Consider the following 22,118-nt stretch of genomic DNA (forward strand, 5'->3'; position numbering starts at 1 on the left):
TGGTATAATTGAAAAAACATCTTTTTAACCCATCACCGGAGGATTTTGATGACTCAAATTAAAACTGAAATCCACGCGCTGCTGCCGGAAATCATCCTGCTGAGGCGGCAGCTCCACCAGAACCCTGAGCTGAGCCTTGAGGAATACCAGACCGCGGACTGCATCGAGGCCCACCTGGACGCCCTGTCCATCCCACACCGCCGTGTCGCGCCCACCGGTGTGGTCGCTGACCTCATCGTCAATCCAGATTATCCCACCACTGCCATCCGGGCCGAAATCGATGCGCTGCCCATCGCTGATGAAAAGGCAGTGCCTTACGCCTCCCGGACGCCAGGTGTATCCCACGCCTGCGGCCATGACGGGATCACTGCCCTTACCCTGGGGCTGGCCCGGCTTTTAAGCGCGCACAGGGACGCGCTGTCCACCAATATCCGTTTTCTTTTTGAGCCAGCCGAGGAAACCGGCCGCGGCGCCAGACTGCTGATTGATGGCGGGGCGCTGGAATCGCCAAAGCCTGACCAGCTCATCATCTTTCATTTCGCCAACTCTGAGCCCTTTGGCATGGAAATACAGCAGGAGGCTTCGACGGCCACGGTCGCGGGCCTCAAAATTGAGGTTACAGGCTCCTCAGGCCACTGGGCAGAATCCTCTCTGGGCAACAGCGCTGTCAGCGCGGCTGCCTCATTGTTATGTGATATTGAGGGGCTCAACACCACAGCCGTCACTCAGAAACCTTTCATTATCGGCTTTGGAACCATCAGCGGCGGCGTCAAATCCAACGTTATTCCTGACACCTGCGCCATGGAGGGGACCTTGCGCGCTTTTACAGAATCGGACTTCGATCTCCTTTTCTCAGCCATCCGGCGCATGGCTGAACGCACCGAAAAGCGGACCGGCACCCAGATCCGTGTCAGCCTGTCCCACAGGACACCTGCTGTCATCAACGATCCCCGGCTTATCCAAAAGGGCTGTGCTGCGGGCAGAGCGGTCTTTGGCAGCCGCTGTGTCCTCTCCAGCTCACCTTTTCTGGTCGGCGACAATGCGGGCTGGTATTTTAAGGATATTCCGGGCCTGCGCATTGTTTTTTTTGCCGCCCAGGACACTGCGCCCAATTATCCTATCCACCACCCCAGGTTTGACTTTAACGAGGGCATCTTTGGCCCAGCGCTGGAAATGCTTTATGGAATGCTGCTCTCGTTTTAGACGACCGTCCGTTTCGTACGGTCGTGACACACACTAACCAAGGAGAATATAATATATGCGTAAAACAGAAAAAAGCTGGGTTAAGGGTGCGGCCATTCTCGCCGCTGCCGGTATCTTTGTAAGACTGATCGGCATCCTTTTCCGTATTCCCATCAGCAACCTGGTGGGCAGCTACGGCAATGGCATTTTCTCAAATGTCTTCAGTATTTACAGCCTCCTGCTGATGGTATCCACAGTCGGCTTTCCGGTGGCTGTCTCCAAAATGATTTCAGAAAATGTGGCCATCGGAGACTTCAGGGCTGTCACCAATGTTTTCAAGGTCTCTCTGCTCACCCTCTTTGTGCTGGGCGGGCTTTCCAGCCTTTTCCTTTTTTTGGGGGCCAGCTGGCTCATCAGGGTAACCAACTGGCCGCCTGAAAGTATCTATGCCATTCAGGGCATTGCCTTCTCCCCGCTGATCGTGGCGGTCTGTTCTGTCTACCGGGGCTACTTTCAGGGCTTTCAGAATATGCTGCCCACAGCCATCTCCCAGGTAATCGAGCAGGTTGTCCGCATTGTGCTGGGGGTCTTTTTATGCTGGTACTGTGTGGTCATGCTGCAAAACGTCAGCCTTGGCGTTGGCGGTGCTTACCTTGGAACCACCATCAGCAGTCTGGCGGCCTGCCTGCTTTTAATCGTCTGGCATTTTTATTTTACCCGAAAGCACAAAGCACTGCTGCTCAAAACCAGCCGCAGGACTCCCCTGTCCCGCAAAAGGATTCTGAAACGCCTGGTGCTCATCGCTGTTCCGGTTACCCTGACCTCTGCCATGATCACCTTTTTCTCCTTTGCCGACGCCATGATGTATGTCGGCCGGCTGGCGCTGGCCGGGTTTGATTCCTACGCAGCCACTGCCCTCATGGGGGATTTCTCCTATGCCGATACCTTTGTCAACATTCCTTTAAGCATCAGCGCCACCTTCGCCGCGGCCATGATCCCCGCCATCTCGGAATCCTTTGCCCTCAAAGACCAGGCCGGGATCAACGAGCGCATCAACACTGCTATCCGCCTGGTTGTGCTGGTGGCCCTGCCCTGCTGTATCGGCCTGTCTGTGCTCTCAGACGGTATCTTCACGCTGATCTTCCCCGGCTCTGAGCACGGCGCGGCCATCATGGAGGTCTATGCCTTCGCGACCATTTTTATCATGCTGTCCAATACCTTCCAGAGTATTTTACAGTCCATTGACCGCTTTATCATCCCGCTCATTGCACTGTTGGGAGCCTCTGTGGTGCGCATTGGATGCAGCTATGTGTTCATGGCCATCCCCGCGCTCAATATCTACGGGGTTGTCCTGAGCACAATGCTGACCTTTATCTTTTTAATGGTTGTCAATTTTCTGTTTATCCGCCGCTACACCCGTGTTCGCCTGAGCTATATAAACACCCTGGTCAAGCCTTTTATCGCCTCGGCCATCATGGGCATGTCGGCTCTTGGCTGCTACAATTTTCTGCTGCCCCATACTGGCAATACCGTCTCGGTTCTGGCCGCCATTGCTGCGGCCGCGGTCATCTATTTCTTTTTGATCATTTTCTTCGGTATCCTCAGCGAGGATGAGCTGGAGCTGCTGCCAGGCAAACGGCTTTTACTGCCCCTGGTCAGAAAGATACAGAAGCTGGCGCCCAAAACGTCGTAATGCAGGCATTAAAAAAGCGCGTTCCATACAGGAGCGCGCTTTTTTTAGCGTTCTGCCATCATCCTGTCCGCATCGGTTATCTCACGGAGCACTCTTGCCGGGTTGCCGGCTGCCACCACATTATCCGGTATATCCCTTGTCACCACAGAGCCGGAGCCAATCACGACATTGCTGCCAATGGTTACTCCCGGGTTGATGGTGGTATTGCCGCCAATCCACACATTGTCCCCGATGGCCACAGGGCTTCCGCCCTCCTGAAGGGTATTGCGCTCATCACTGACCAACGGATGCCAGGCCGTAAAGATACAGACGCGGGGCGCCATAAAACAGTTATCTCCAATGGTGATCGGGCAGACATCCAGGAAAACAGCGTCAAAATTCACGTACAGGTTATCCCCGGCGGTGATGTTATAGCCGTAATCACACTTAAAACTTGGCTCAATCAAGGCGTTTTTGCCAAGGCGGCCAAAGAGCTGCTCAATAATCATCTGGCGGTGCAGCGGTTCGTATTCTGTGGTTAAATTAAATTGGCGGCAGAGCTCGTGGGCCCTCGTCCGCTCTGCGGTCAGCTCTGGCGTCTCGGCGCAGTAGAGCTGACCGGACAGCATTTTTTCTTTTTCGGTCATCATTTCCTCACCATATCTTTATTTGCTATGATAAATTATAACAAATAAATCTACTTTGGCCCAGCCCCTTGCTCTCTTATTAACAAAGGTGTATACTTATCTCAGCATTGATTAAGTGAGGTAAATTTTGTATGAACATACGTATCCGGCAAGCCAGGCCTGAGGATCTGTCCTCAATCGCTGCCCTGGAAGCGGCCTGTTTTCCGGCTGCCGAAGCAGCGGACTCCGCCGCCTTTGAACAACGCATCAAAACCTTTCCCGAAAGCTTTTTTGTTGCGGAGGTCGAAGGACAGATCATCGGCATGATTAACGGCTGCGTCACCGATGACGAAACCATTTCAGACATCCTTTTCGAGGACAGCTCCCGCCACAATCCTCATGGCCGTTACCAGAGCATTTTTGGCCTTGACGTCCTGCCCGGCTGGCAGCACAAGGGCATCGCGACCATCTTAATGACCTATTTAATTCATAAAGCCATGGATTCCGGCAGAGAGGGCCTGATCCTAACCTGCAAGGAAAGGCTGATCCCCTTTTACGAAAGCTTCGGGTATCAGAATCTCGGCGTTTCAGCCTCGACTCATGGCGGCGCTGTCTGGTATGATATGCTTCTGGCCTTTTAACAGCCCTACGGGGCTGTTTTTTTATTTTTTTCCAAATTCGTCCTGTTTTTACCACTTTCAACACCGCTGTACTTTCTGTCTCTAGTATAATTAAGATAGATTATTTACGGAGGAAAGCACATGTATACTGACAATAAAATCTGGATTGCAAAGGGCGAACAGCCTGTTTATCTCCTGCCCAAAATGGCCAACCGGCACGGCCTGGTGGCCGGCGCCACCGGTACTGGCAAAACCATTACCCTGAAGGTGCTGGCCGAATCCTTCAGCGATCTCGGTGTCCCGGTCTTTCTGGCAGACGTAAAGGGCGACCTCTCCGGCACCTGCGAGCCCGGAACCGACAGTGAGGATATGCAAAAACGCATTGAAAAATTTGGGCTGGGGGAGCAGTTTGGCTATAAGCCGTACCCGGTCCGTTTCTGGGACCTGCTCGGCAAACAGGGACACCCCATCCGCACCACCATTTCCCAGATGGGCCCTCTGCTGCTCTCGCGTCTCCTCAGCCTTAACGATACCCAGTCCGGCATTCTGAACATTGTGTTCCGGGTAGCCGACGCAAAAAACCTGCTGCTCATTGACATTAAGGATCTCAAGGCCATGCTGCAGTATGTGGGCAACAACGCCAAAGATCTAAAAATGGAATACGGCAACATCTCATCCCAGAGTGTCGGCGCCATTCTGCGCGCTATCCTGTCACTGGAGGACCAGGGCGCCGACCAGTTTTTCGGCGAGCCGGCCCTTGACATCATGGACTGGATTCAAACCGACGAAAACGGCCGGGGTACCATCAATATCCTGGACTGCGTCGAGCTCATCCAGACCCCTGCCCTCTACTCCACCTTCCTGCTCTGGCTCATGTCCGACCTCTTTGAGGTGCTGCCCGAAGCAGGCGACCTGGATGCGCCTAAGATGGTCTTTTTCTTTGATGAAGCCCATCTGCTTTTCAACGGCGCGCCCAAGGTACTCCTCGAGAAAATCGAACAGGTCGTCCGCCTGATCCGCTCAAAGGGCGTTGGCATCTACTTCATCTCACAAAGCCCCACAGACATGCCGGACAGCATCCTCTCACAGCTTGGCAACCGCATCCAGCACGCACTCCGGGCCTACTCCCCTTCCGAGCAAAAAGCCATCAAAACCGCGGCCGAAACCTTCAGGCCCAACCCGGCTTTTAAAACCGAGGAGGCCATCACCGACCTGGGCACCGGCGAAGCCCTGATCTCCTGTCTGGATGAGGAGGGCCGTCCCGCCGTGGTTGAGCGCTGCTTTATCCTTCCGCCGCAGAGCCACATGGGCCCCGCCGCCCAGGATACCCGGAACAGCCTGATTGAGCAGAGCCCCTTTAATGCCAAATACAGGGACACCATCGACCGCGAATCCGCCTATGAGGACCTCCAGCAGCAGGCCTCGGCCGCAGCCGCCCAGGAGGCCGCCCCGGCCGAGGCAGAAAAAAAGCCGGCCAGAGAAGCCGCGCAAAGACACCAGAAGTCCTCTTTTGAAAAGGCCGCTGACAGCGCGCTGTCCACCATTGGGCGCGAGGTTGGAAAAAGCCTGGTACGCGGGCTCTTCGACGTCCTTAAACGCTGATAAAAAACAAAACCAACGGCGCTGTACGCCGTTGGTTTTTTAGTTTAGAATAAATGTTTGATAGAGTTAAAAAGGTCTGACGGGCTTTTAATTTCACCCAGATCCACATTATCCTTGATATGGTTGATGAAGCCTGCAATCTGTTCATCCGGCAGATCTACACCCAAAACGGATTCGGCTGTTTTAACGGGATCTTCCTTAAACTCGTTAGCCAGATCCGGATCTGACTTAATGCGTTCCATCGCATCGCTGAATTTTTCCTGAATACTCATCTGATTCCTCCTGAAAACTTAATTATTCTTCTTTATTCTACTATATCACAATACCGTGTAATCTTCGATTACAATAACCGTATTAAAGAGGTCTTTTCGGTAAAATCCCACAAGCGTCTGACAGGGGCCCTTTTACTATTTCAAAAAATGACAAAAGGACGACCGTCCGAAACGGGCGGCCGTCCTCTTTTGTCTTAACGGTTCAGAATCTCCATAAATTCCTCTCCTGTGATGGTTTCTTTTTCGAGCAGATAACGGGCCAGCTCGTGGAGCTTTTCCTGATTATCCTTCAGGATACCAATGGCCTTCTCATGGGCACTGCCGATAATATCCATGACCTCCCGGTCTACCCGGGCGGCCGTCTCGGCAGAGCAGGCCAGCGAGGTATCGCCGCCGAGATAAGGGTTGTCCACTGTTTCCAGGGCCACCATTCCAAAATCCTTACTCATACCAAAGCGGGTAACCATGGCCCTGGCCAGCCGCGTAGCCTGCTCAATATCATTGGACGCACCGGAGGTCACCGAGTTAAAGATAATTTCCTCAGCGGCTCTGCCGCCAGTAAAGGTCGTAATTTTATTGTAGATCTCATCCCGGCTCATCAGGTTGTGTTCACCCTCATCCACCTGCATGGTGTAGCCCAGGGCTCCAGAAGTACGCGGGATAATGGTAATCTTGTGTACCGGCGCCGAATCGGTCTGCTTTGCCGCCACCAGGGCATGCCCCACCTCGTGGTAAGCCACGATTTCCTTTTCTTTGGGGGATATGGCTGCATTCTTGCGCTGGTAGCCCGCAATGACAACCTCAACACTTTCCTCGAGGTCGTTCTGCTTAACCCTATTGCGGCCACAGCGCACAGCACGCAGGGCGGCCTCGTTGATGATATTGGCCAGATCCGCGCCAGAGGCACCGGCAGTGGCCCGGGCAATGGCGTTATAGTCAATGTTCCCATCCATCTTGACATCCTGAGAATGAACCTTCAGAATCGCTTCACGGCCATTGAGATCAGGCAGCTCAACCGGGATACGCCGGTCAAAACGGCCCGGGCGCAGCAACGCCTGGTCAAGGGTTTCCGGACGGTTCGTCGCAGCCAGGATAACAACGCCTTTTTTGCCATCAAAGCCATCCATCTCTGACAACAGCTGGTTAAGGGTCTGCTCACGCTCGTCGTTTCCGGTAAAGCCCTTGCTGTCACGCTTCTTGCCTATGGTGTCAATCTCGTCAATAAAGACAATACACGGCGCCTTGTCGGTGGCCTGCTTAAACAGGTCCCGAACCTTGGCCGCGCCCATACCAACAAACATCTCCACAAATTCAGAGCCCGAGATCGAAAAGAACGGGACCTTCGCCTCACCCGCCACGGCTCTTGCCAGAAGGGTTTTACCGGTTCCCGGAGGGCCCACAAGCAGAGCGCCCTTTGGCAGGTTCGCGCCGATGTCGGCATATTTTTTAGGATTATGCAGAAAATCGACAATCTCTGTCAGGGCCTCCTTGGCCTCATCCTGGCCAGCCACATCCTTAAAGGTTTTGCCGGTTTCCGCCTCCACGTATATTTTCGCGTTGCTCTTGCCAAAGGTCATGGCATTGCCGCCCATTTTCTTCTGAAGCCTGTTGCCCATGAGCTGCCCGATTCCAAAGATCAGCAGGAAGGGAAGAATCCAGGTGAGCAGGAAGCTGATAATGGGGGATGTCCTCTGCTGTGCAATCTGGGTAAAGGAAATTTTGCCCTGGTCATTGCTGCCCTTGGCGGCAGACAAACGGTTGACCAGGTCGGGATCGTCCATTTTACCGGTGCTGTAAATCGTCTCTTTACCGCTGCCGTCCTTTGTCTTATACACAATTTCATCGTTATTTATTTCAACCGCATCAATGGTTCCACTGTCGATGGCGGATAAAAAGGTTCCGTAATCAACCTCGGTTACCTGCTCCTTCATCAGCGACGGGAATACCAGCACGTTGAGAAGCATGATGATCACCAGTCCGATCAGATAATAAAATATGAGGGGTTTTCTAGGGGGGTTTTTCTGTTCCATTTTTTCTCCTTTAATTATTTTTAAACACTCCAATAAAATTAAACAAATGTTGATTTTTGTACGTTGGTTGTATTATAATAAAGGAAACCACTTCTTTCAATAAACAATACATCGACTTTTGTACAAAATTGAACATATTACGTAAATTTGTTTGATTTTATAAAATTCAACTTAAAAGGAGCTTAATCCATGGGAAGTAAAGCGGAATACCGCAGCGCCATTCGTTCGCGCAAGCTCATAAAAACAGCTTTTATGGAGCTGGCTGCTGAAAAAGAAATTTCAAAAATTACAGTAAAGGACATTGCCGACAGGGCCGACATCAACCGGGGCACCTTTTACGCCCATTACCGCGACGTTTACGATGTCCTCGAGCAGATTGAAGACGAGGCCATCGAGAACCTCAGTCATTTCCTCGACAATCTCAACAATTCGGTTGAAAACATCGGAGATATGATGCACCCCATCGACTGCTATCTGAACAAAGACATCAAGCTCAGCCAGAGGCTTCTCAACTCCAGAGAATCTGAGATGTTCTTTAAAAAGCTTCACAAAGTCTTTAAGGAAAAGCTTTTATCCAATGAAGGCTATACAAAAATATTTGAGGGCGATCCCCTGTCCCAGGAGATCTGCACCACTTTTATCACCTACGGCTGCGCCGGTGTCCTCCAAAACTGTATGCAGCACCGGGAATTCTATTCACCCGAAACTGTCAATCAGGCTCTGAACCAGTTTATTGAGGGCGGCATCCTGGCCTTCGGCCAAAATAAAAAGACGATGGATTAATGTCCACCGCCTTTTTTATTTGATTAGTGATGATGTCCGCAGCTATGGCCATGCTGGCCGCAGCCGCCGTTTTCATGATGGTGGCCACAGCTCTCGCCGTGGGCGTGGTCATGGTGATCGCAGTGGACATTGGGGTTGTAGTCCAGGGTGCCGTTCATATAAGCCAGAACAGCCTGATCTGCGCTGCCGGCTACGCCGCCCTTAAACAGGATGCCCGCGTCCATCAGGGCATTCTGAGCTCCGCCGCCAATACCGCCACAGATTAACAGGTCAACGGATTCATCCTTTAAAAAGCCTGCCAGGCTCCCGTGTCCAACGCCATTGGTGTCCACGACCTGCGAGGCCAGAATCTGGTCTGCGTTAATATCATAAATCTTAAACTGGCTGGTATGCCCAAAATGCTGAAATACATGTCCATCTTCGTAAGTAACTGCAATTCTCAATTGTTATACCTCATTCCTCTTTTTCGGTTTTTTTAGGACAGGGTCCCTTTTCCTGATGACAGCCACATTGTCTTTTGCCGCATTGCCGCATTCTGCAGCCACATTCCCGGTCGGTACAGATATCATAGCTTCCGCCCTCAATTTTGAGCGTCGCGCCCGTAATCAGGTGCTCTGCCAGCTTTGACCGGGCGCTGTTATAAATGCGCTGGGCCGTTGTGCGGGCCACTGCCATCTGTTCTGCGCACGCTTCCTGGTTAAGGCCAACATGGTCAATGAGCCGGACAGTCTCGTATTCCTCCAGCGTCATCACCACCGGCTCAGACTGCTTTTCGCACGCGTCTGCACAGACAAATATTTTTCCCTCAGGCATTCCGCATATCCGCCTGCGTTTCGTTGGCCTTGGCATATCTATTCCTCCCTCAGTGGTTCATCTGTCCTTATTATACCGTTATTATGGGCATATGTCAATAATCTTTTCAATCAGTCCTTTATTCCGCGGCTTTCCAATCCATTTTCCAAAGCGCAGATGCCCTGTCATACTCCAGGTTATAGCCGTAAAAACGCGTTTCAGCCAGATAGGAGGCGTACTGAGCGTGATGATAGGCCTCAATGCGTTCTCTGGCTCCGGCATCCTCTGTCTGCTCATAGAAGGCCTTCATCGGCTCAACCGCCGCGGGGCCGCAGGCCGCCAGAGTATCCATGTCCAGCTCCTCCAGCTGACCCTTACCGTAAGCCGAAAGATTGTAAACAGCGGTCATCCGGTCCATATTCGCATAGCTGAGCACCACCACCATGGCCACCGCCACCGCCGCGCAGGTCTTCATAACCGCAAAGGCCCTGAACTGGCGGATGATCAGCAGGATAAAGAACAGGGCCAGCAGGAGCATGAACCAGCTGGTAAAAACCCGGAGCTGTGTCATGCCAAAGCGCCCAATGTACAAAAACATTTTGCTGAGCGCAGTCGCGATGAGCAACAGGGTGAGGACTGAAAGCGTCACATTCAGGCACTTGAGCAGTATGCGGATCGTTTTTTGAGCTTCTCGCAAAAAGAGCTGTCCTGCCCCCATTACAAAGAGGTTGATGACTGAAACCTGGCACAGCTCAAAGAAACCGCGTCTGGCATACTCGGCTGCGGTGATGCCGCCGCCCGGCAGGCTTCCCCAAAAAGCCGAAAAGTAGTAGCCGCCCTGGGCGGCATAGAACATAAAATAGACCAGGCATAAAAGGCCAAAAACCGTACAGCCCGTAACCGCTGGCAGCTTTTTCAGCTTTTGCTTCTGCGCTTCCAGACTCACAGCGTCAAACACTGTCTTTTCTTTTTTGCACGCGCCATAAAATAAACCAAAGAAATAAGCTGAAAGAACAAACGCCAACGCAATCCTCAAAATCTCCAAAAACATTTGGGGCACATTAAAAAACAAACGCCCAATCATCGCCTGGAAGGCCGCGTCGGCCTCAACCAGCAGATAAAGCACCACCAGGAAAATCGGCATGCCAAGGACAAGCCCCAGCAAAACAGCCTTCAGGGCGTGGCCTGTGCTGCTTCCGCTACCCATTTTTTTAAAGGTATGCCATTCCCTTGTATAGTTAAAGAGCGGCAATGCCAGAAACCCATTAAAAAGATCCGAAAGGAAAAAGCTTCCCCTGCCGATTCTTACACCCGCGGCGCACAGCACCCAATAGGCCAGCGCGGCGAAAAGGACAGGGAGCATCAGCACGTTCAGGCGCTGGTTCACAAAAAGCGTATAGCTCCCTCCCAGTGCCAGTGCCATTACAAGCCAATAAAGGCTTTCCCCTGTAAAGGCGAAGCCCTTTTTATGAAAATAAAAGCCGCCTCCCAAGGCAAACACCGCTGTGAACAGTGTTACAGTCATTCCCAGAAATCCGTAGTAACCGGGAATAAAGCAGCGCACAAAAACATAGGCCATGAACAGCGACATTGCCGCCAAAAGTTTTTCTTCGACAGACACCTGCTGAGTTTCCTGGCTTTTCAGATAAATTGTATTTTCTTTCACTGTAAGTCCTCCTGTGCAGAAGCTGCATGCACGTTTTGAGCTCTTAATTTCTCAAAACACTTCTTACATTGAGGACAGTATAACACGTTATTTTCTGTTTTTCAAGTTATTTTTATTGTTTTTCGATAATTATCAATTGATAAACGCCAAAAAGGACGACCGTCTATTTCGGACGGTCGTCCTTTTTATGCACTGCTATCCGGGTCTTCATCCGGTATATATTCCAGAAGATCACCCGGCTGACAGTCCAGCGCCCTGCACAGGGCATAAAGCGTTGTAAAGCGTACAGCCTTGGCTTTATTGTTTTTAAGAATCGACAGGTTAGCAGGGGTAATTCCAATTTTTTCTGCCAGTGTACCAGCTGATATTTTACGCTTTGCCATCATGACATCAATATTAACAACAATGGGCATCTCTGTCCCCCCTAAATCGTGTAGTCATTCTCATCTTTTAAGACCACTGCCAGCCGAACCACGTTTTTTACCACCCGCAGGATTAACCCGATAAAGGCTGCCGCCACAGCGAGTAAAAGCCATGGAAGATAGTAAAGCCCGGAAATCAGACAAACCAATCCAGCCGCAATACAGCACCAGGAAATCACCCGGAGGTGACGGACATTTTCAGCGTTAAAAATCTGATCCCTGCCAATGTTGTTCAAAAGCCGGTACAAATGGTACAAAAGCAGCGCCGCCGGTACGCAGCAGGCGTAAATTGTCATTAAAAAATAGGCATAAAAAGCCTCCAGCCCCAGCTCTGAGTAAAAGGCCAGAAGGCTTTTTAACCAAAAGGGCGCGCTGACGCCAAGGCCTATAAGCAAAGCCATAAAAAGCTTTACGCACAGCTTGGATAAAGTCAGGCTCTTTGTTTCATTCCACATAGCAGAACCTCCTCTTTATCCTTAAGATACCATATTTTTTATTGAGAGGCAAGACCTTTTTATTGTTTATCAATAAAGCTCTGGATTCTTAACGCGGCATTCTCCCGAATACAGAGCCAAAAAAGACTATAATCATATAAATGGAGGTTTTGATGCCTTTTCATTTTCTCCGGCACTGTATCCGGCAAATCCACCAGCAGCACCCCGGTTCTGGGCTCAATGGTGGCTGCCATGCCCTGAGGCATCAAATGAGTACAGTCTTCAATCCCATATTCCTTTTTCCCCAGTGATATTTTAAAGATGGTATCGTTCCAGATAAAGGGATTAACACACAGGGAGTCCCCTCTCTCGGCAGGCAGGTCCTCCGGCACAGTGCCGCGCTGATAGCTTCTCCAGCCCAGATAGCCGCCGGTCATCTCCGGTGTATTGGCAAAGGGAAGCTGCCTGAAATGGTTATGAGGGATCTGAAAGCCCGGCAGATAAGCGCACACCAGCTGCCTCTGGAGGCTGGTGCCGTCAAAAAATTCTCTCAGCAGCCGAAGCCCGTGAAAGCTTCCCTGACTGTGTCCTGCGATGATCACTGGCCGGCCGTTGTTTTCATGCTCAAGATAATAGCTGAAGGCATTGCGAATATCGGAATAGGCCATATCAAAGGCGGCCTGAACCGCGTCTGAGGGCTTTAGAAAAAAAGTCTTTACATGGGCCTGCCGGTACCTCGGCGCAAAAACTCTGGCGCAGCGGTTAAACGCACTGGCCTGCATCCGGATCGTCCCCTGATCCGTAAAAGCGTTAAGGGCCGTATCGTCAGTGTCACTGTTCCAGGGCTCATCATTGGCCCGGGCCCTCATCCGGTTCACCTCGGTTCGGTCCAGCATAATGCTGCAGCGCCCATGCCGCTGGCATAGATAAGTGGTCGGATGGATAAAAAAAACATCCGCTGTTTTATTAAAGTCTTCCTCGGATAAAAACGAGGGGACAAGGTCACTGGGAGAGGGCTTATGGGGAGAAGCCGCCCAGTTTTTCAATTGTCTGTAATCTGGTGCTTTAATACTGCTCAGTTTCATTGATTATTTCTCCTTGCTGTTACAACAATTGTACCCATTTTAAAAGACTGGTAACGTCTCAACTGCCGGCGGCATTTCAATCGGTTTTCTGTATAAAAAGCCTCAGCGCGTCAATGGGGATGGCCGGGCTGTACAGGTAGCCCTGATAATTTCTGCACCCCAGCGCCAGCAGCGCGTCTCGCTGCCCGGCGGTCTCCACGAACTCAGCCAGCACCTCAAATTTAAGCGAGTGCGACAGGTAGATGATCGAGGAGATAATATCACTGCTGCGCTTATTGCTCATCAGCTGCTTTACAAGCGAGCCATCAAGCTTGACAATATCAAACTGGTTATTCTGCAGATACATCAGTGAGCTGTGCCCCATTCCGAAGTCATCCATAATCAATGGCATGCCCATCTCGTGAAGCGCCATCAGCCGGTCTGTCATCGCCTGTGAGCTGGACAGCGCCATCTGCTCTGTCAGTTCAAGGCCCAGCTGCCAGGGCCCAAAGCTGTAACGATCCAGCAGGGCTTTCATCTGCTCGTAAATTTGGGGATTATCAAGCTGGCTTGCGGTCAGGTTGACGGAAATCATAAACCGGTCATCGACCAGGGGCCGGAGCCCTTCCAAATCGTCACAGGCCGTCTCTGTAATAATCCGGCCAAGCTCTTCAAGCAAGCCTGCTTCCTCAGCCAGGGCAATGACCAGCGGCGGGTAAAGAAATCCTGCCACAGGATGCTTCCACCTGAGCAGCGCCTCCGCACCGATCACCCTGCCCTCCGCGTTAACCTGGGGCTGATAATAAAGGTTGATGCTGCGGCTTCGGATATCCCGCCGCAGTTCACTGACAAGGCCCTTGGCCACTGTCGACAGTCTGCCTGTGCGTCTCAGTAAAACCGGCTTTTCACCGCTCTCCTCTGCCCTTCTGACCACATCGCTGAGCTCCTCAATCTGTCGGGTCAGGGTTTTGAGCTGCTGCTTCTGGGACAGGTACACAAAAGGCAGGTATATCAAAGTGCCCACCGTCAGGTTCAAAAGCTGGAGCAGACTCCCGGCAATGGAGCCAGTGGCCGCGTAGCCGCTCAGAAAAATCGGGCTTGTCCACTCTACTGTGCTTGTGATCATCGGTACCAGATCAAAATAAAAAGCACCATAGCTGATAAGCGTCAGTACCAGCGGCGTAATGATAAAGGGAATAAAATAAACAGGATTAAAGACCACAGGGATGCCAAAAAGGATCAGCTCATTCATATTAAACAGAACCGGAAAGGTCGCTATGGCCGAGAGCTCACGCACGCTTTTACGCCGTTCTCCGATAAAGATGGCAACCACTAGGCACAGCAACGCCCCGCAGCCGCCAAAAAAGATAAACGTGTCAAAAAAGGTCTTGGTCGCAATCCACGGGCCTTGGCTGAAAAAGGTTTTGGCGACGTCATCCAGCATATTGGCCCCGTGCACGCCAAAGAACCACAAAAAGTGCATAATAAACACAAAGAAAAGCGCGCTGCCCAGCCCCCTCCCCAAATGCTGAAAAAGCCCAAAAAGATAATTGGATACCAGCATCTGGAAATTGGGGATGCCAAAAACCATCACCATCAGATTATTTAAAAGGGCAAACAGGAAAATAATCATCCCACCCGGCACCAGCGCTGCCAGAGCCTGGTTAAAATGATTGTCCGCCCCCTCAGAATAAGATTTAAAGGTGTTTAAAAAAAGCATGGATAATTTATCGTAGAGCAGACAGGTCACAATCGAGACCACCACCGCGTTAAAAAGCCAGGTGCTCTGAAAGATCTCAAAGGTAAATCCACTCTCAATATTATAGGCAAAGGCGATATAAGCGCAGAGGCTGATGAGGGGAAGAAGCCCTAAATTTTCGGTACTTGTCTGCTTTTCAAAACTGAGGCTGATCGTCAGCAGCAGAATCAGTGAGATAATACCAAGGGTCGCGTCGTTAATCAGCAGCAGCATATTTAAGAAAAAGCCATTCAAAAAGGTTTCTAAAAAAGCCTTGTAAGCCGGTATCGGCAGGCTTTTAAGCAGCAGCGCAAAGGACCCGGCCATAATCCACGGTATTGCCAGGATCATTCCGTCACGTACAGCGGTCAGTATGCGGTTTTCCTCAAGTCTGCTGAATAATTCTTCGATGCTGCCGCTCAGAATTTTTTTCACAACATTTTCTCTCTTTCATTTTTTATTTCCTCTATTCTATACTATTCCAGACATTTTTTAAAGCGAAAAGAAACGCTTTTCACAAATATCTGTGTTTTTCAAAAATTAATTATTGAATTTTTAAGAAATATCCGTTATAATATGTTCATAAATTAATTTTTGAAAGGAGTCATTCTCATGGACCCATATGAACAGATTCGGCTACTGGAGGATCAGCTCCAGACAAAAAAAGATTATATCTCCAAACTCGAGGCTCAGCTTGAGGCGCAGAACAGCCGCGGCGCCGGAAGAAAGCGCAAGCTGAACAGCAAGGATATTGAATTGATTAAGAACTACCGCGCAAAGGGCTGTACCTACGCAGAAATTGCGGAAAATTTTGGTCTGAGCGTCGGTTCGGTCTATAACTACTGCAACCATTAAGAAAACCCGGATATCCATTCCGGGTTTTCTTTTTATACTTCGTTTCTGGCTTCTTCATTTAACTGTAAGATTTCTGCAACCTGTTCATCTGTCAGCTTCTGTGGATGCAGATTTGGCCTGCCCAGATAGAAGCCCTGGACATAGTCCACGCCAAAGCGGATCAGCGCGCTCAGCTCACTGATGGTTTCCACCCCTTCGGCAATAATCTTGATTTTTCTTTCCTTGAAATAGGTCACCAGATTTTGCAGCAGCTTTTGCCGGTTAACATCCTCATCAATATTCTGAACAATCGACATATCAATTTTTACATAATCCGGCGTCATAAAAAGCAGGTTTGCGTCACTGTTGTAGCCTGTTCCAAAGTCATCCAGGGCTAAGCCCGCTCCCCAGTTCCGGATGTAACGCTGTTTTTTACGTGTAAAGCTTTCGTTTGTCCGCTCCTCCTCTGTCAGCTCGACAACAACCTGCCCCAGAATGGGCTGGTAAAGCTGTTCCAGCTCTTCCATCTCATCGCTGGAGAGCAGCTGATTTGAAATGGAGTTGATGAACATCCGAGCACCGCCAAAGGCTTCCTGATTTTCTTTGAGTGCCTTGAGGCTGTTAAACCAGGTCAGCCACTCAATCTGATGAAGCTTAGACTGTGACTTGGCAAGCGCCAGAATTTCCATCGGGGTCTTCAGCGTCGAAAGCCTGGAGCGCATAAGCGCCTCATAGCCGATGATCTGCCCATCACGTATATCAACAATGGGCTGGAAGTGGTAATCGACCAGATTTCCGTCAATAAATTTATTCAGTTCCTCTTTGTTTTCGAGAAGATAGGCGTTTTCGCTGTAGCTCTTGGAATCAAACTCGCAGAACTCACCCTTCACAGAATTCTTAATCTGATACATGGCAAAATCAGCGTATTTTAAAAGCGCCTCATAAGAGCATGAATCATCCGGATACCAGGCCACACCACCGGAGGCCCGTATTTTAAGCTCAGGGTCATTTAACAGCGGGAAGGCCGTGTTCAAAAGCCTCTGCCGTATCTCCGATATAATGGGACGTATCTGATCCTTGCTGTCATAGCCATAAATCAGAGCATAAAACTCATCGCCGGATATTCTTGCAAAAATCGCGTTGGGAGAAGCAAACTGCTTAAGTATATTCGCTGTGCTGCGTATATACTCATCCCCAAAATCATGACCATAGGTATCATTAATGTACTTCAGGTTATCCAGGTCAAGCATGAGAACCGCTGCCGTTTTAAGCGTCTCAGGCGCCCCAAAACGCTCGTTCAGCGCGGCGTAGAAAGCTCTCCGGTTCAGCAGGTTGGTCAGAATGTCATAGTCGCGTTCATGCTCTATTTTCAGCCGTTCCAGGGTCTCAATGGTCACATCCCGGATAACGCCGAGAATGTTCATATCGTCCTCTACCAGCTTAATTTCAATCCATTTGCTCTGCTTGTTCTGATCCATAATTTCAATAACCGTCACATTTGTCTGAGAATCAAAATCCTGGCTCAGTATCTTAAGGCTAAGCATGATGGTTTCAAAATTTTCTTTATTCAAACCGTCAGCCACTTCTTTCACATGGCTTAAATTCAGCATCTTAAAGAAGCTGTCCGTGCAGTAGACCTCATCTGTCACCTTATTAATTTCAAAAGCGGCGATCGGTATGCCTGCAATGGCGATGATGCGCGAGAGCTTGGAGGCGGAGCTGGCCACATCCTGACTCAGGGTCTCAATGGCGCCGGCCAGCTCATCAATCTCTGTAATATTTGTTTTATCGAGGTTTACCGGCATTCTGGGATTACTCTTTTTAACCTGCTGCACCAAAGTTGTAATGGGCTTGGTAAAATGGATACCAGCGAGCAGAATGCCAATCAGCCCAATGGCAAGTGAAATAACCAATGCGATCATAACCATCCGCATAACCATATCCGAAAAGGCAAACAGGTTTTTATTGGTGGTCACACCGACAAGGGCCCACTTATCTCCCGAAAAAGGCGTATTGCTGTTGTACAGGTTCAGGTATTGAACCGCGCCGAGCGCGTCCTCTGTGATTCGCTCATTCTTTTTTATCCCATAGATATTTTTATAATAGGGATCATCTTCAAAGGTTGTGTGGTCGGCATTTCCGGCAAGGCGTTTATAGGCTGTCCCCGTAGTTACCACATTTTGGAAGCTTCCATCCTGATTAGCATCCACCGCCAGCAGGTAGGAGGCGTTCTTATTGGAATCCAGCTCGGTGTTTGGGAGGATCTTCTGGAGATAGTCTGTTGAGACTTCAACACCCAGCACACCGTAGATCGTCCCGTTATCTGTTCTCAGCGGCACCGAATAGGTAATCACATCGCTTTCGTCTGAATTCAGTTTAAAAGGACGGCTCCAGTAGGCAAGGTCCGAATAGGCGAGATCAGGGTTCTCCGCAGCGGCCTTAAGCGGCTTGTAATAAAAAGCCGACGCGTCAGGGTCATCTCCCGAGAAGTTCAGCAGCGGCGCCCAGCCAGTTGCCATGGTCACATTCGTGGCCTTTGTGACATCGACTGGTGCCCGCTCCAGTGAAAGGTCTGAATTGTCCACAACGTCATTCCCCGGGTCTGAATCCCGGATGTACAGGGAGGTCTTCTGTACAGACTGCCCCGGCTCTAGCTCATAATTTGTGTCATTGCCTGTCAAAACAATAAAAGCACCTGTCACAAAATTTTTTCGGAGCAGATAAATCAGATTTCGGGTATTTGAAGAAATGATGGCTTCGGGCAGTGCCGGGTTTGTAGCGATATCCTGCACCGAAGCATTTTTTTCCTTCAGCACACTTTCGACAGTGCTGTTGATGCTCTTAACCGACTCATCCACATTGGACCAGCGTTGAATCATTTCGTTCTCAAGGTAATTTTTCCGGTTAATGACTCTTTCGTTGAGGATGTCCAAAGCGTTGTTATTTAATTGTTCAATTGTTCCACCCCACAGGATGACAAAGGAAAACAGGATTGCCTGTATCACCATGACAATAATCATTGGAGTGAAAATTTTTCGGATAATGGACCGGTTACCCCAATCCAAAAATTTATGCTTTGCCATTGAACACCTCGTTGAGCATTATTTTTGAGTTTCTTCCAGTTCTTTTTTCAGTTTTTCATACCATTGATTGAAGTTTTCATCGGTATTATAGGCTGCAACAGCGGCTTCCTTAGCAGTGCCGGAAGCAACGGCGGCTTTTACAGCTTCTGCATCAGCTATGGCTTTCTTTTTCATTGAAGCCTCGAGAATATTACGGGCATTCGTGCCGCCTTCAAAGGCCTTATTGGTGTAAAGCTCATTATTGTTAGTGATGTCCACAGCCACCGGAAGGGTTTTAGCAAGATTATCAGAAATGGCATTGCCGCCCGCTTCTTTCATTGCGGTCTCCAGCATTTCACGGGTATTCGCCTCTTTCTTTACAGGCAGATAGCCAGAAGTAATTGAAAAGTCAATGTTTCTTTTCGCCTCGGTCAGCCATTTCAGGAAAACAGTCGATGCATATTCTTTGCGTTCATCCGATTTAACGACGACCATACCGGCTCCTTGCTGTACCGCTACCTTTTCGCCGTCTTTAAATTCCGGCGCCTGCATTACTACTGTTTCGATCGGGTAGCTATCCGTATCGCTGACTGTTACCTTGGAAGGATAATAGGTTGCGCCTGAGGATGAGCCAACCAGCGCAACAATATCGCCGGTCTTGGCATCATCAGAAGCAAAACGTCCGTAAGAGGCAAAATACCCGTTAATAAAAGGTACATAATAGTTGTCCCAAAGCTTACGCATAACATTCTTATCCAGGTTAAAGGTTACCTCTCCGTTTTTAACCTCAAAAATTTCAACACCCAGCTGCTTAGAACCGATGATCATATAATTTGCCATGGCGTCACGGTTAAAGAAGGCTTTACCACCAGACCAGTCATAATACTTTTTGGCTGTTTCTGTCAATCCCTCAATGGTATTTAAGCTGTCCAGTGATGCTCCAGTGGCAGAAGCAAATTTATCCCAGTCAGTCTTGTTGATCATCATGACTTCCATTGACTTGGCAAATGGGAAAATTTTTAAATTTTCTTCACTGTCAAAACGGCCCTCTTCGATATAGCTCGGAATGTACTCCTCAATTTCCTTTTTAGTCAGATAGTTGTCCAGAGAAGCAACCATTCCAAGCTTGTCAACCTGATAGGCCGTATCGGCATAACCGGCAAAAATATCCGGCACCTCATCCGCACCAACCTTTTTGTTGGCTGAAGCCAGCACCGCGTCGGTCAGCTCGTTAACGTTTCCTTTATTAAAAGCTTCGACGGTAATACCCTTTTCCATACCGACGGTATCATTAAACTCTGCTACCATTTCGTCAAAGGACTCTTTCTGTGGACCGTTGTAATAATGCCATACTTCTAGCGATACCGGATCATCAGGACTCAGCTTAACCTTAGTCGCCGGCGAGGAACTGCACCCCGTCAATGTAACCGATAAAACAAGCAGAACGGCAAATGATAAAATGCCAATTTTCTTTTTCATACTCTTCCCCCTTTTCATTTAAGTATATTATAATGATTATATACCATAACAGACAAATTAGCCAGCTTAAAATAAAGTTAAGCTATTAATAAAATTCATAGTATAATAAAAAAAGCCTGGTTTCTTTTTGTGAGAGACCAGACTTTGAAAAACACATATTATATGGTGCGCCCGATTGGATTCGAACCAACGGCACATGGCTTCGGAGACCATTGCTCTATCCACCTGAGCTACGGGCGCATTTGCTACTGGTCTATTATACTATAAAGAAATTAAAATGCAAATACATTTTTCAAAAAAACTCTTGGCAAATAGAAAACACGCAATTCTTATTATAAAACAAACCATTGTCATTATCGATCTTTTTACCAAATCAAACGTTTTTTTACCAAAATAAAAAAGCCAGCTTTCACTGGCCTTCCATTATTCCTGATGTATTACCACACCAGTCCTTATTAATTTTACCGGATTTTCCAGACAATCGCCTACCGGGCAGCGCGATTCAATGAAATCCGCCAGTTTTTCCGCTTTTTTCTGTGATGCGTCGGTTGTCATATGCATGGTAAAACGAACTTCAGAAAACCCATTTCGCACCTCTTTGTTCAGCCCCATAAAACCATCTGGATCGAGGTCACCCTCCAGCTCGACGTAAAAGTCCTTTAAATCAATGTGCATGGCTCCCGCAAAAGCATATGCGCAGATGGTCTGGCAGGCTCCCAGAGCGCTCAATACTGCTTCCACAGGATTTAATCCTTTGTTGGTCCCACCCAGATCTTCTGGTTCGTCCAATAAAATTTTGAAATTCCGTGCGGTTGTCTCAACCTGCAAACCTTCTGGTAACTTTTTTGCTGTTGCCTTAAATATTGTATTCATTGCAAACCTCCTCATTTTTTTCTATTATATCCTACTAAAGGCTGCGTGTCGGTGACAAAGTCACTGAAGCGCTTTATGGCTAAATTTAGAATAAACTGTTATAATGAATTTAATAAAATTAACAATCGGAGGTTCATCATGTCTGAATCTATTTCCTTTCTCCCATTTTGGGATGCCCTGACCGATTCAGAAAAGGCCGCCATCAATCATAGCGTTTTTATCCAGAAATATGAAAAAGGAACTGTAATCCATCAATACAGCGGCAATTGTATCGGTCTCAATATTCTTCAAAAGGGACGCGCGCGCATTTTCATTACCTCGCCCGAAGGGGATGAAATTACTTTATGCCGCCTGCTCGAAGGCGAGGTCTGCATCCTCAGCGCTGCCTGCATGATCCATAATCTAAATTTTGATATTGATATCGCCTATGAGGAAGACACTGAAAGCTGTATCATCCCAAAGGATGTCTTTAAAGCCGTCAGCGATACAAACCCGAGTGTGAAGGATTTTACCCTCGGTATGGTCGCCAACAACTTTTCCATCATTATGGATCGCTTTAATCAGTTTGCCTTCTCCAGCATGCGAAACCGCTTATCCAACGCTCTTTTAGAGCACTACCGTCTGGAAAAAAGCAGGACGCTCCATTTAACGCATGATGCCTTGGCGCGGGATTTAGGGACGGCCCGTGAGGTTGTAACTCGTCTGCTCAACCAGTTTCAATCCGAAGGGCTCGTTCTCCTCTCCCGAGGAGAAATTACGCTTCTGGATCCGGAATCCCTTTCTTTAAGCTCTTAAATATTTATTTATACTATTATTTTCGTATTTAAAAAGCCGGCTTTTTGATCTGAACCCCAAAAGTTAGACAAAAGAATTAAATCAAGCAGCTTCGAGGGCTTGCTTCCTGTGAACAGCAGGAGGTAAGCCCTTTAGCTTGGCTTTGATACGACGGTTATTGTAGTAGTCAAGG

General features: G+C 49.1%; 21 protein-coding genes and 1 tRNA gene. 7 read left to right on the top strand and 15 right to left on the bottom strand.

Annotation, left to right across the window (positions count from 1 at the left end; all coding sequences use genetic code 11):
- The first annotated feature begins 48 nt into the window (after positions 1-48).
- Together FYJ53_RS20365 and FYJ53_RS20370 are read left to right on the top strand one after the other, a co-directional pair.
- Positions 49-1,203: a M20 family metallopeptidase gene (locus tag FYJ53_RS20365; protein WP_148430375.1), complete on the top strand. Its 1,155-nt coding sequence runs from the start codon at positions 49-51 to the stop codon at positions 1,201-1,203.
- A gap of 55 nt (positions 1,204-1,258) precedes the next feature.
- Positions 1,259-2,875 (top strand): polysaccharide biosynthesis protein, encoded by a 1,617-nt coding sequence (locus FYJ53_RS20370; RefSeq protein ID WP_090412928.1) that lies wholly within the window; start codon positions 1,259-1,261, stop codon positions 2,873-2,875.
- Positions 2,876-2,919: 44 nt separating this feature from the next.
- Here FYJ53_RS20370 and FYJ53_RS20375 read toward each other — a convergent pair whose 3' ends face one another.
- On the bottom strand, positions 2,920-3,501 hold the full coding sequence (locus tag FYJ53_RS20375) for a sugar O-acetyltransferase (protein ID WP_273695681.1): 582 nt from the start codon (positions 3,499-3,501) through the stop codon (positions 2,920-2,922).
- Positions 3,502-3,632: 131 nt separating this feature from the next.
- Here FYJ53_RS20375 and FYJ53_RS20380 point away from each other — a divergent pair, with 131 nt between their 5' ends.
- Both FYJ53_RS20380 and FYJ53_RS20385 read left to right on the top strand, forming a co-directional pair.
- Entirely contained in the window at positions 3,633-4,121 is a 489-nt protein-coding gene (locus FYJ53_RS20380; RefSeq protein WP_090412935.1) for a GNAT family N-acetyltransferase, read from the top strand.
- Between the two features lie 120 nt (positions 4,122-4,241).
- Positions 4,242-5,702, top strand: coding sequence for a helicase HerA-like domain-containing protein (locus FYJ53_RS20385; RefSeq protein WP_148430371.1), 1,461 nt, complete (start codon positions 4,242-4,244; stop codon positions 5,700-5,702).
- Between the two features lie 44 nt (positions 5,703-5,746).
- Here the strand turns inward: FYJ53_RS20385 and FYJ53_RS20390 are convergent, their stop codons facing one another.
- Complete coding sequence (locus tag FYJ53_RS20390) at positions 5,747-5,974, bottom strand: hypothetical protein (protein WP_013380902.1); 228 nt, start codon at positions 5,972-5,974, stop codon at positions 5,747-5,749.
- A gap of 194 nt (positions 5,975-6,168) precedes the next feature.
- A complete protein-coding gene (gene ftsH, locus FYJ53_RS20395; RefSeq protein WP_154557722.1) occupies positions 6,169-8,004 on the bottom strand; it encodes an ATP-dependent zinc metalloprotease FtsH in 1,836 nt (611 codons plus the stop codon).
- A 189-nt stretch (positions 8,005-8,193) separates the two neighbouring features.
- On the opposite strand from ftsH, the gene FYJ53_RS20400 reads away from it, so the two are divergent.
- Positions 8,194-8,787, top strand: coding sequence for a TetR/AcrR family transcriptional regulator (locus tag FYJ53_RS20400; protein ID WP_090412942.1), 594 nt, complete (start codon positions 8,194-8,196; stop codon positions 8,785-8,787).
- A gap of 23 nt (positions 8,788-8,810) precedes the next feature.
- On the opposite strand, the gene FYJ53_RS20405 is transcribed toward FYJ53_RS20400, so the two are convergent.
- The 7 genes from FYJ53_RS20405 to FYJ53_RS20435 form a co-directional block, all read right to left on the bottom strand.
- Positions 8,811-9,230, bottom strand: a complete 420-nt coding sequence (locus tag FYJ53_RS20405) for a NifB/NifX family molybdenum-iron cluster-binding protein (RefSeq protein ID WP_090412945.1) — start codon at positions 9,228-9,230, stop codon at positions 8,811-8,813.
- A 10-nt stretch (positions 9,231-9,240) separates the two neighbouring features.
- The gene (locus FYJ53_RS20410) at positions 9,241-9,636 is read right to left on the bottom strand and encodes a DUF134 domain-containing protein (protein WP_227930321.1); all 396 of its coding nucleotides are present in this window, start codon (positions 9,634-9,636) and stop codon (positions 9,241-9,243) included.
- Positions 9,637-9,718: 82 nt separating this feature from the next.
- Positions 9,719-11,245: a DUF4153 domain-containing protein gene (locus tag FYJ53_RS21950; RefSeq protein ID WP_148430367.1), complete on the bottom strand. Its 1,527-nt coding sequence runs from the start codon at positions 11,243-11,245 to the stop codon at positions 9,719-9,721.
- Positions 11,246-11,430: 185 nt separating this feature from the next.
- The gene (locus FYJ53_RS20420; RefSeq protein ID WP_090412950.1) at positions 11,431-11,658 is read right to left on the bottom strand and encodes a helix-turn-helix transcriptional regulator; all 228 of its coding nucleotides are present in this window, start codon (positions 11,656-11,658) and stop codon (positions 11,431-11,433) included.
- 11 nt (positions 11,659-11,669) lie between these two features.
- The gene (locus tag FYJ53_RS20425; RefSeq protein ID WP_148430365.1) at positions 11,670-12,122 is read right to left on the bottom strand and encodes a DUF2975 domain-containing protein; all 453 of its coding nucleotides are present in this window, start codon (positions 12,120-12,122) and stop codon (positions 11,670-11,672) included.
- A gap of 59 nt (positions 12,123-12,181) precedes the next feature.
- Entirely contained in the window at positions 12,182-13,186 is a 1,005-nt protein-coding gene (locus tag FYJ53_RS20430; RefSeq protein WP_148430363.1) for a DUF3089 domain-containing protein, read from the bottom strand.
- A 76-nt stretch (positions 13,187-13,262) separates the two neighbouring features.
- Positions 13,263-15,338: a PTS sugar transporter subunit IIC/EAL domain-containing protein gene (locus tag FYJ53_RS20435; RefSeq protein WP_148430361.1), complete on the bottom strand. Its 2,076-nt coding sequence runs from the start codon at positions 15,336-15,338 to the stop codon at positions 13,263-13,265.
- A 177-nt stretch (positions 15,339-15,515) separates the two neighbouring features.
- On the opposite strand from FYJ53_RS20435, the gene FYJ53_RS20440 reads away from it, so the two are divergent.
- On the top strand, positions 15,516-15,758 hold the full coding sequence (locus tag FYJ53_RS20440; protein WP_090412961.1) for a helix-turn-helix domain-containing protein: 243 nt from the start codon (positions 15,516-15,518) through the stop codon (positions 15,756-15,758).
- Between the two features lie 32 nt (positions 15,759-15,790).
- On the opposite strand, the gene FYJ53_RS20445 is transcribed toward FYJ53_RS20440, so the two are convergent.
- The 4 genes from FYJ53_RS20445 to FYJ53_RS20460 all read right to left on the bottom strand — a co-directional run bounded on the left by FYJ53_RS20445 (position 15,791) and on the right by FYJ53_RS20460 (position 21,151).
- On the bottom strand, positions 15,791-18,820 hold the full coding sequence (locus tag FYJ53_RS20445) for an EAL domain-containing protein (protein ID WP_227930322.1): 3,030 nt from the start codon (positions 18,818-18,820) through the stop codon (positions 15,791-15,793).
- Positions 18,821-18,838: 18 nt separating this feature from the next.
- Positions 18,839-20,278, bottom strand: a complete 1,440-nt coding sequence (locus tag FYJ53_RS20450) for an extracellular solute-binding protein (protein ID WP_013380916.1) — start codon at positions 20,276-20,278, stop codon at positions 18,839-18,841.
- Between the two features lie 163 nt (positions 20,279-20,441).
- Positions 20,442-20,518 (bottom strand) — tRNA-Arg (locus FYJ53_RS20455).
- Positions 20,519-20,701: 183 nt separating this feature from the next.
- Positions 20,702-21,151, bottom strand: a complete 450-nt coding sequence (locus FYJ53_RS20460; RefSeq protein WP_013380918.1) for an OsmC family protein — start codon at positions 21,149-21,151, stop codon at positions 20,702-20,704.
- A 138-nt stretch (positions 21,152-21,289) separates the two neighbouring features.
- On the opposite strand from FYJ53_RS20460, the gene FYJ53_RS20465 reads away from it, so the two are divergent.
- Positions 21,290-21,946, top strand: a complete 657-nt coding sequence (locus FYJ53_RS20465; protein ID WP_148430359.1) for a Crp/Fnr family transcriptional regulator — start codon at positions 21,290-21,292, stop codon at positions 21,944-21,946.
- 81 nt (positions 21,947-22,027) lie between these two features.
- Here the strand turns inward: FYJ53_RS20465 and FYJ53_RS21955 are convergent.
- The coding region (locus FYJ53_RS21955; protein WP_369522214.1) for an IS3 family transposase at positions 22,028-22,118 on the bottom strand (91 nt) is incomplete at its 5' end.

It is taken from the genome of Eubacterium sp. BL-380-WT-2B (assembly GCF_009696115.1).
In the GTDB taxonomy this organism is placed as follows: Bacteria; Bacillota; Clostridia; order Eubacteriales; family Eubacteriaceae; genus Eubacterium; species Eubacterium callanderi.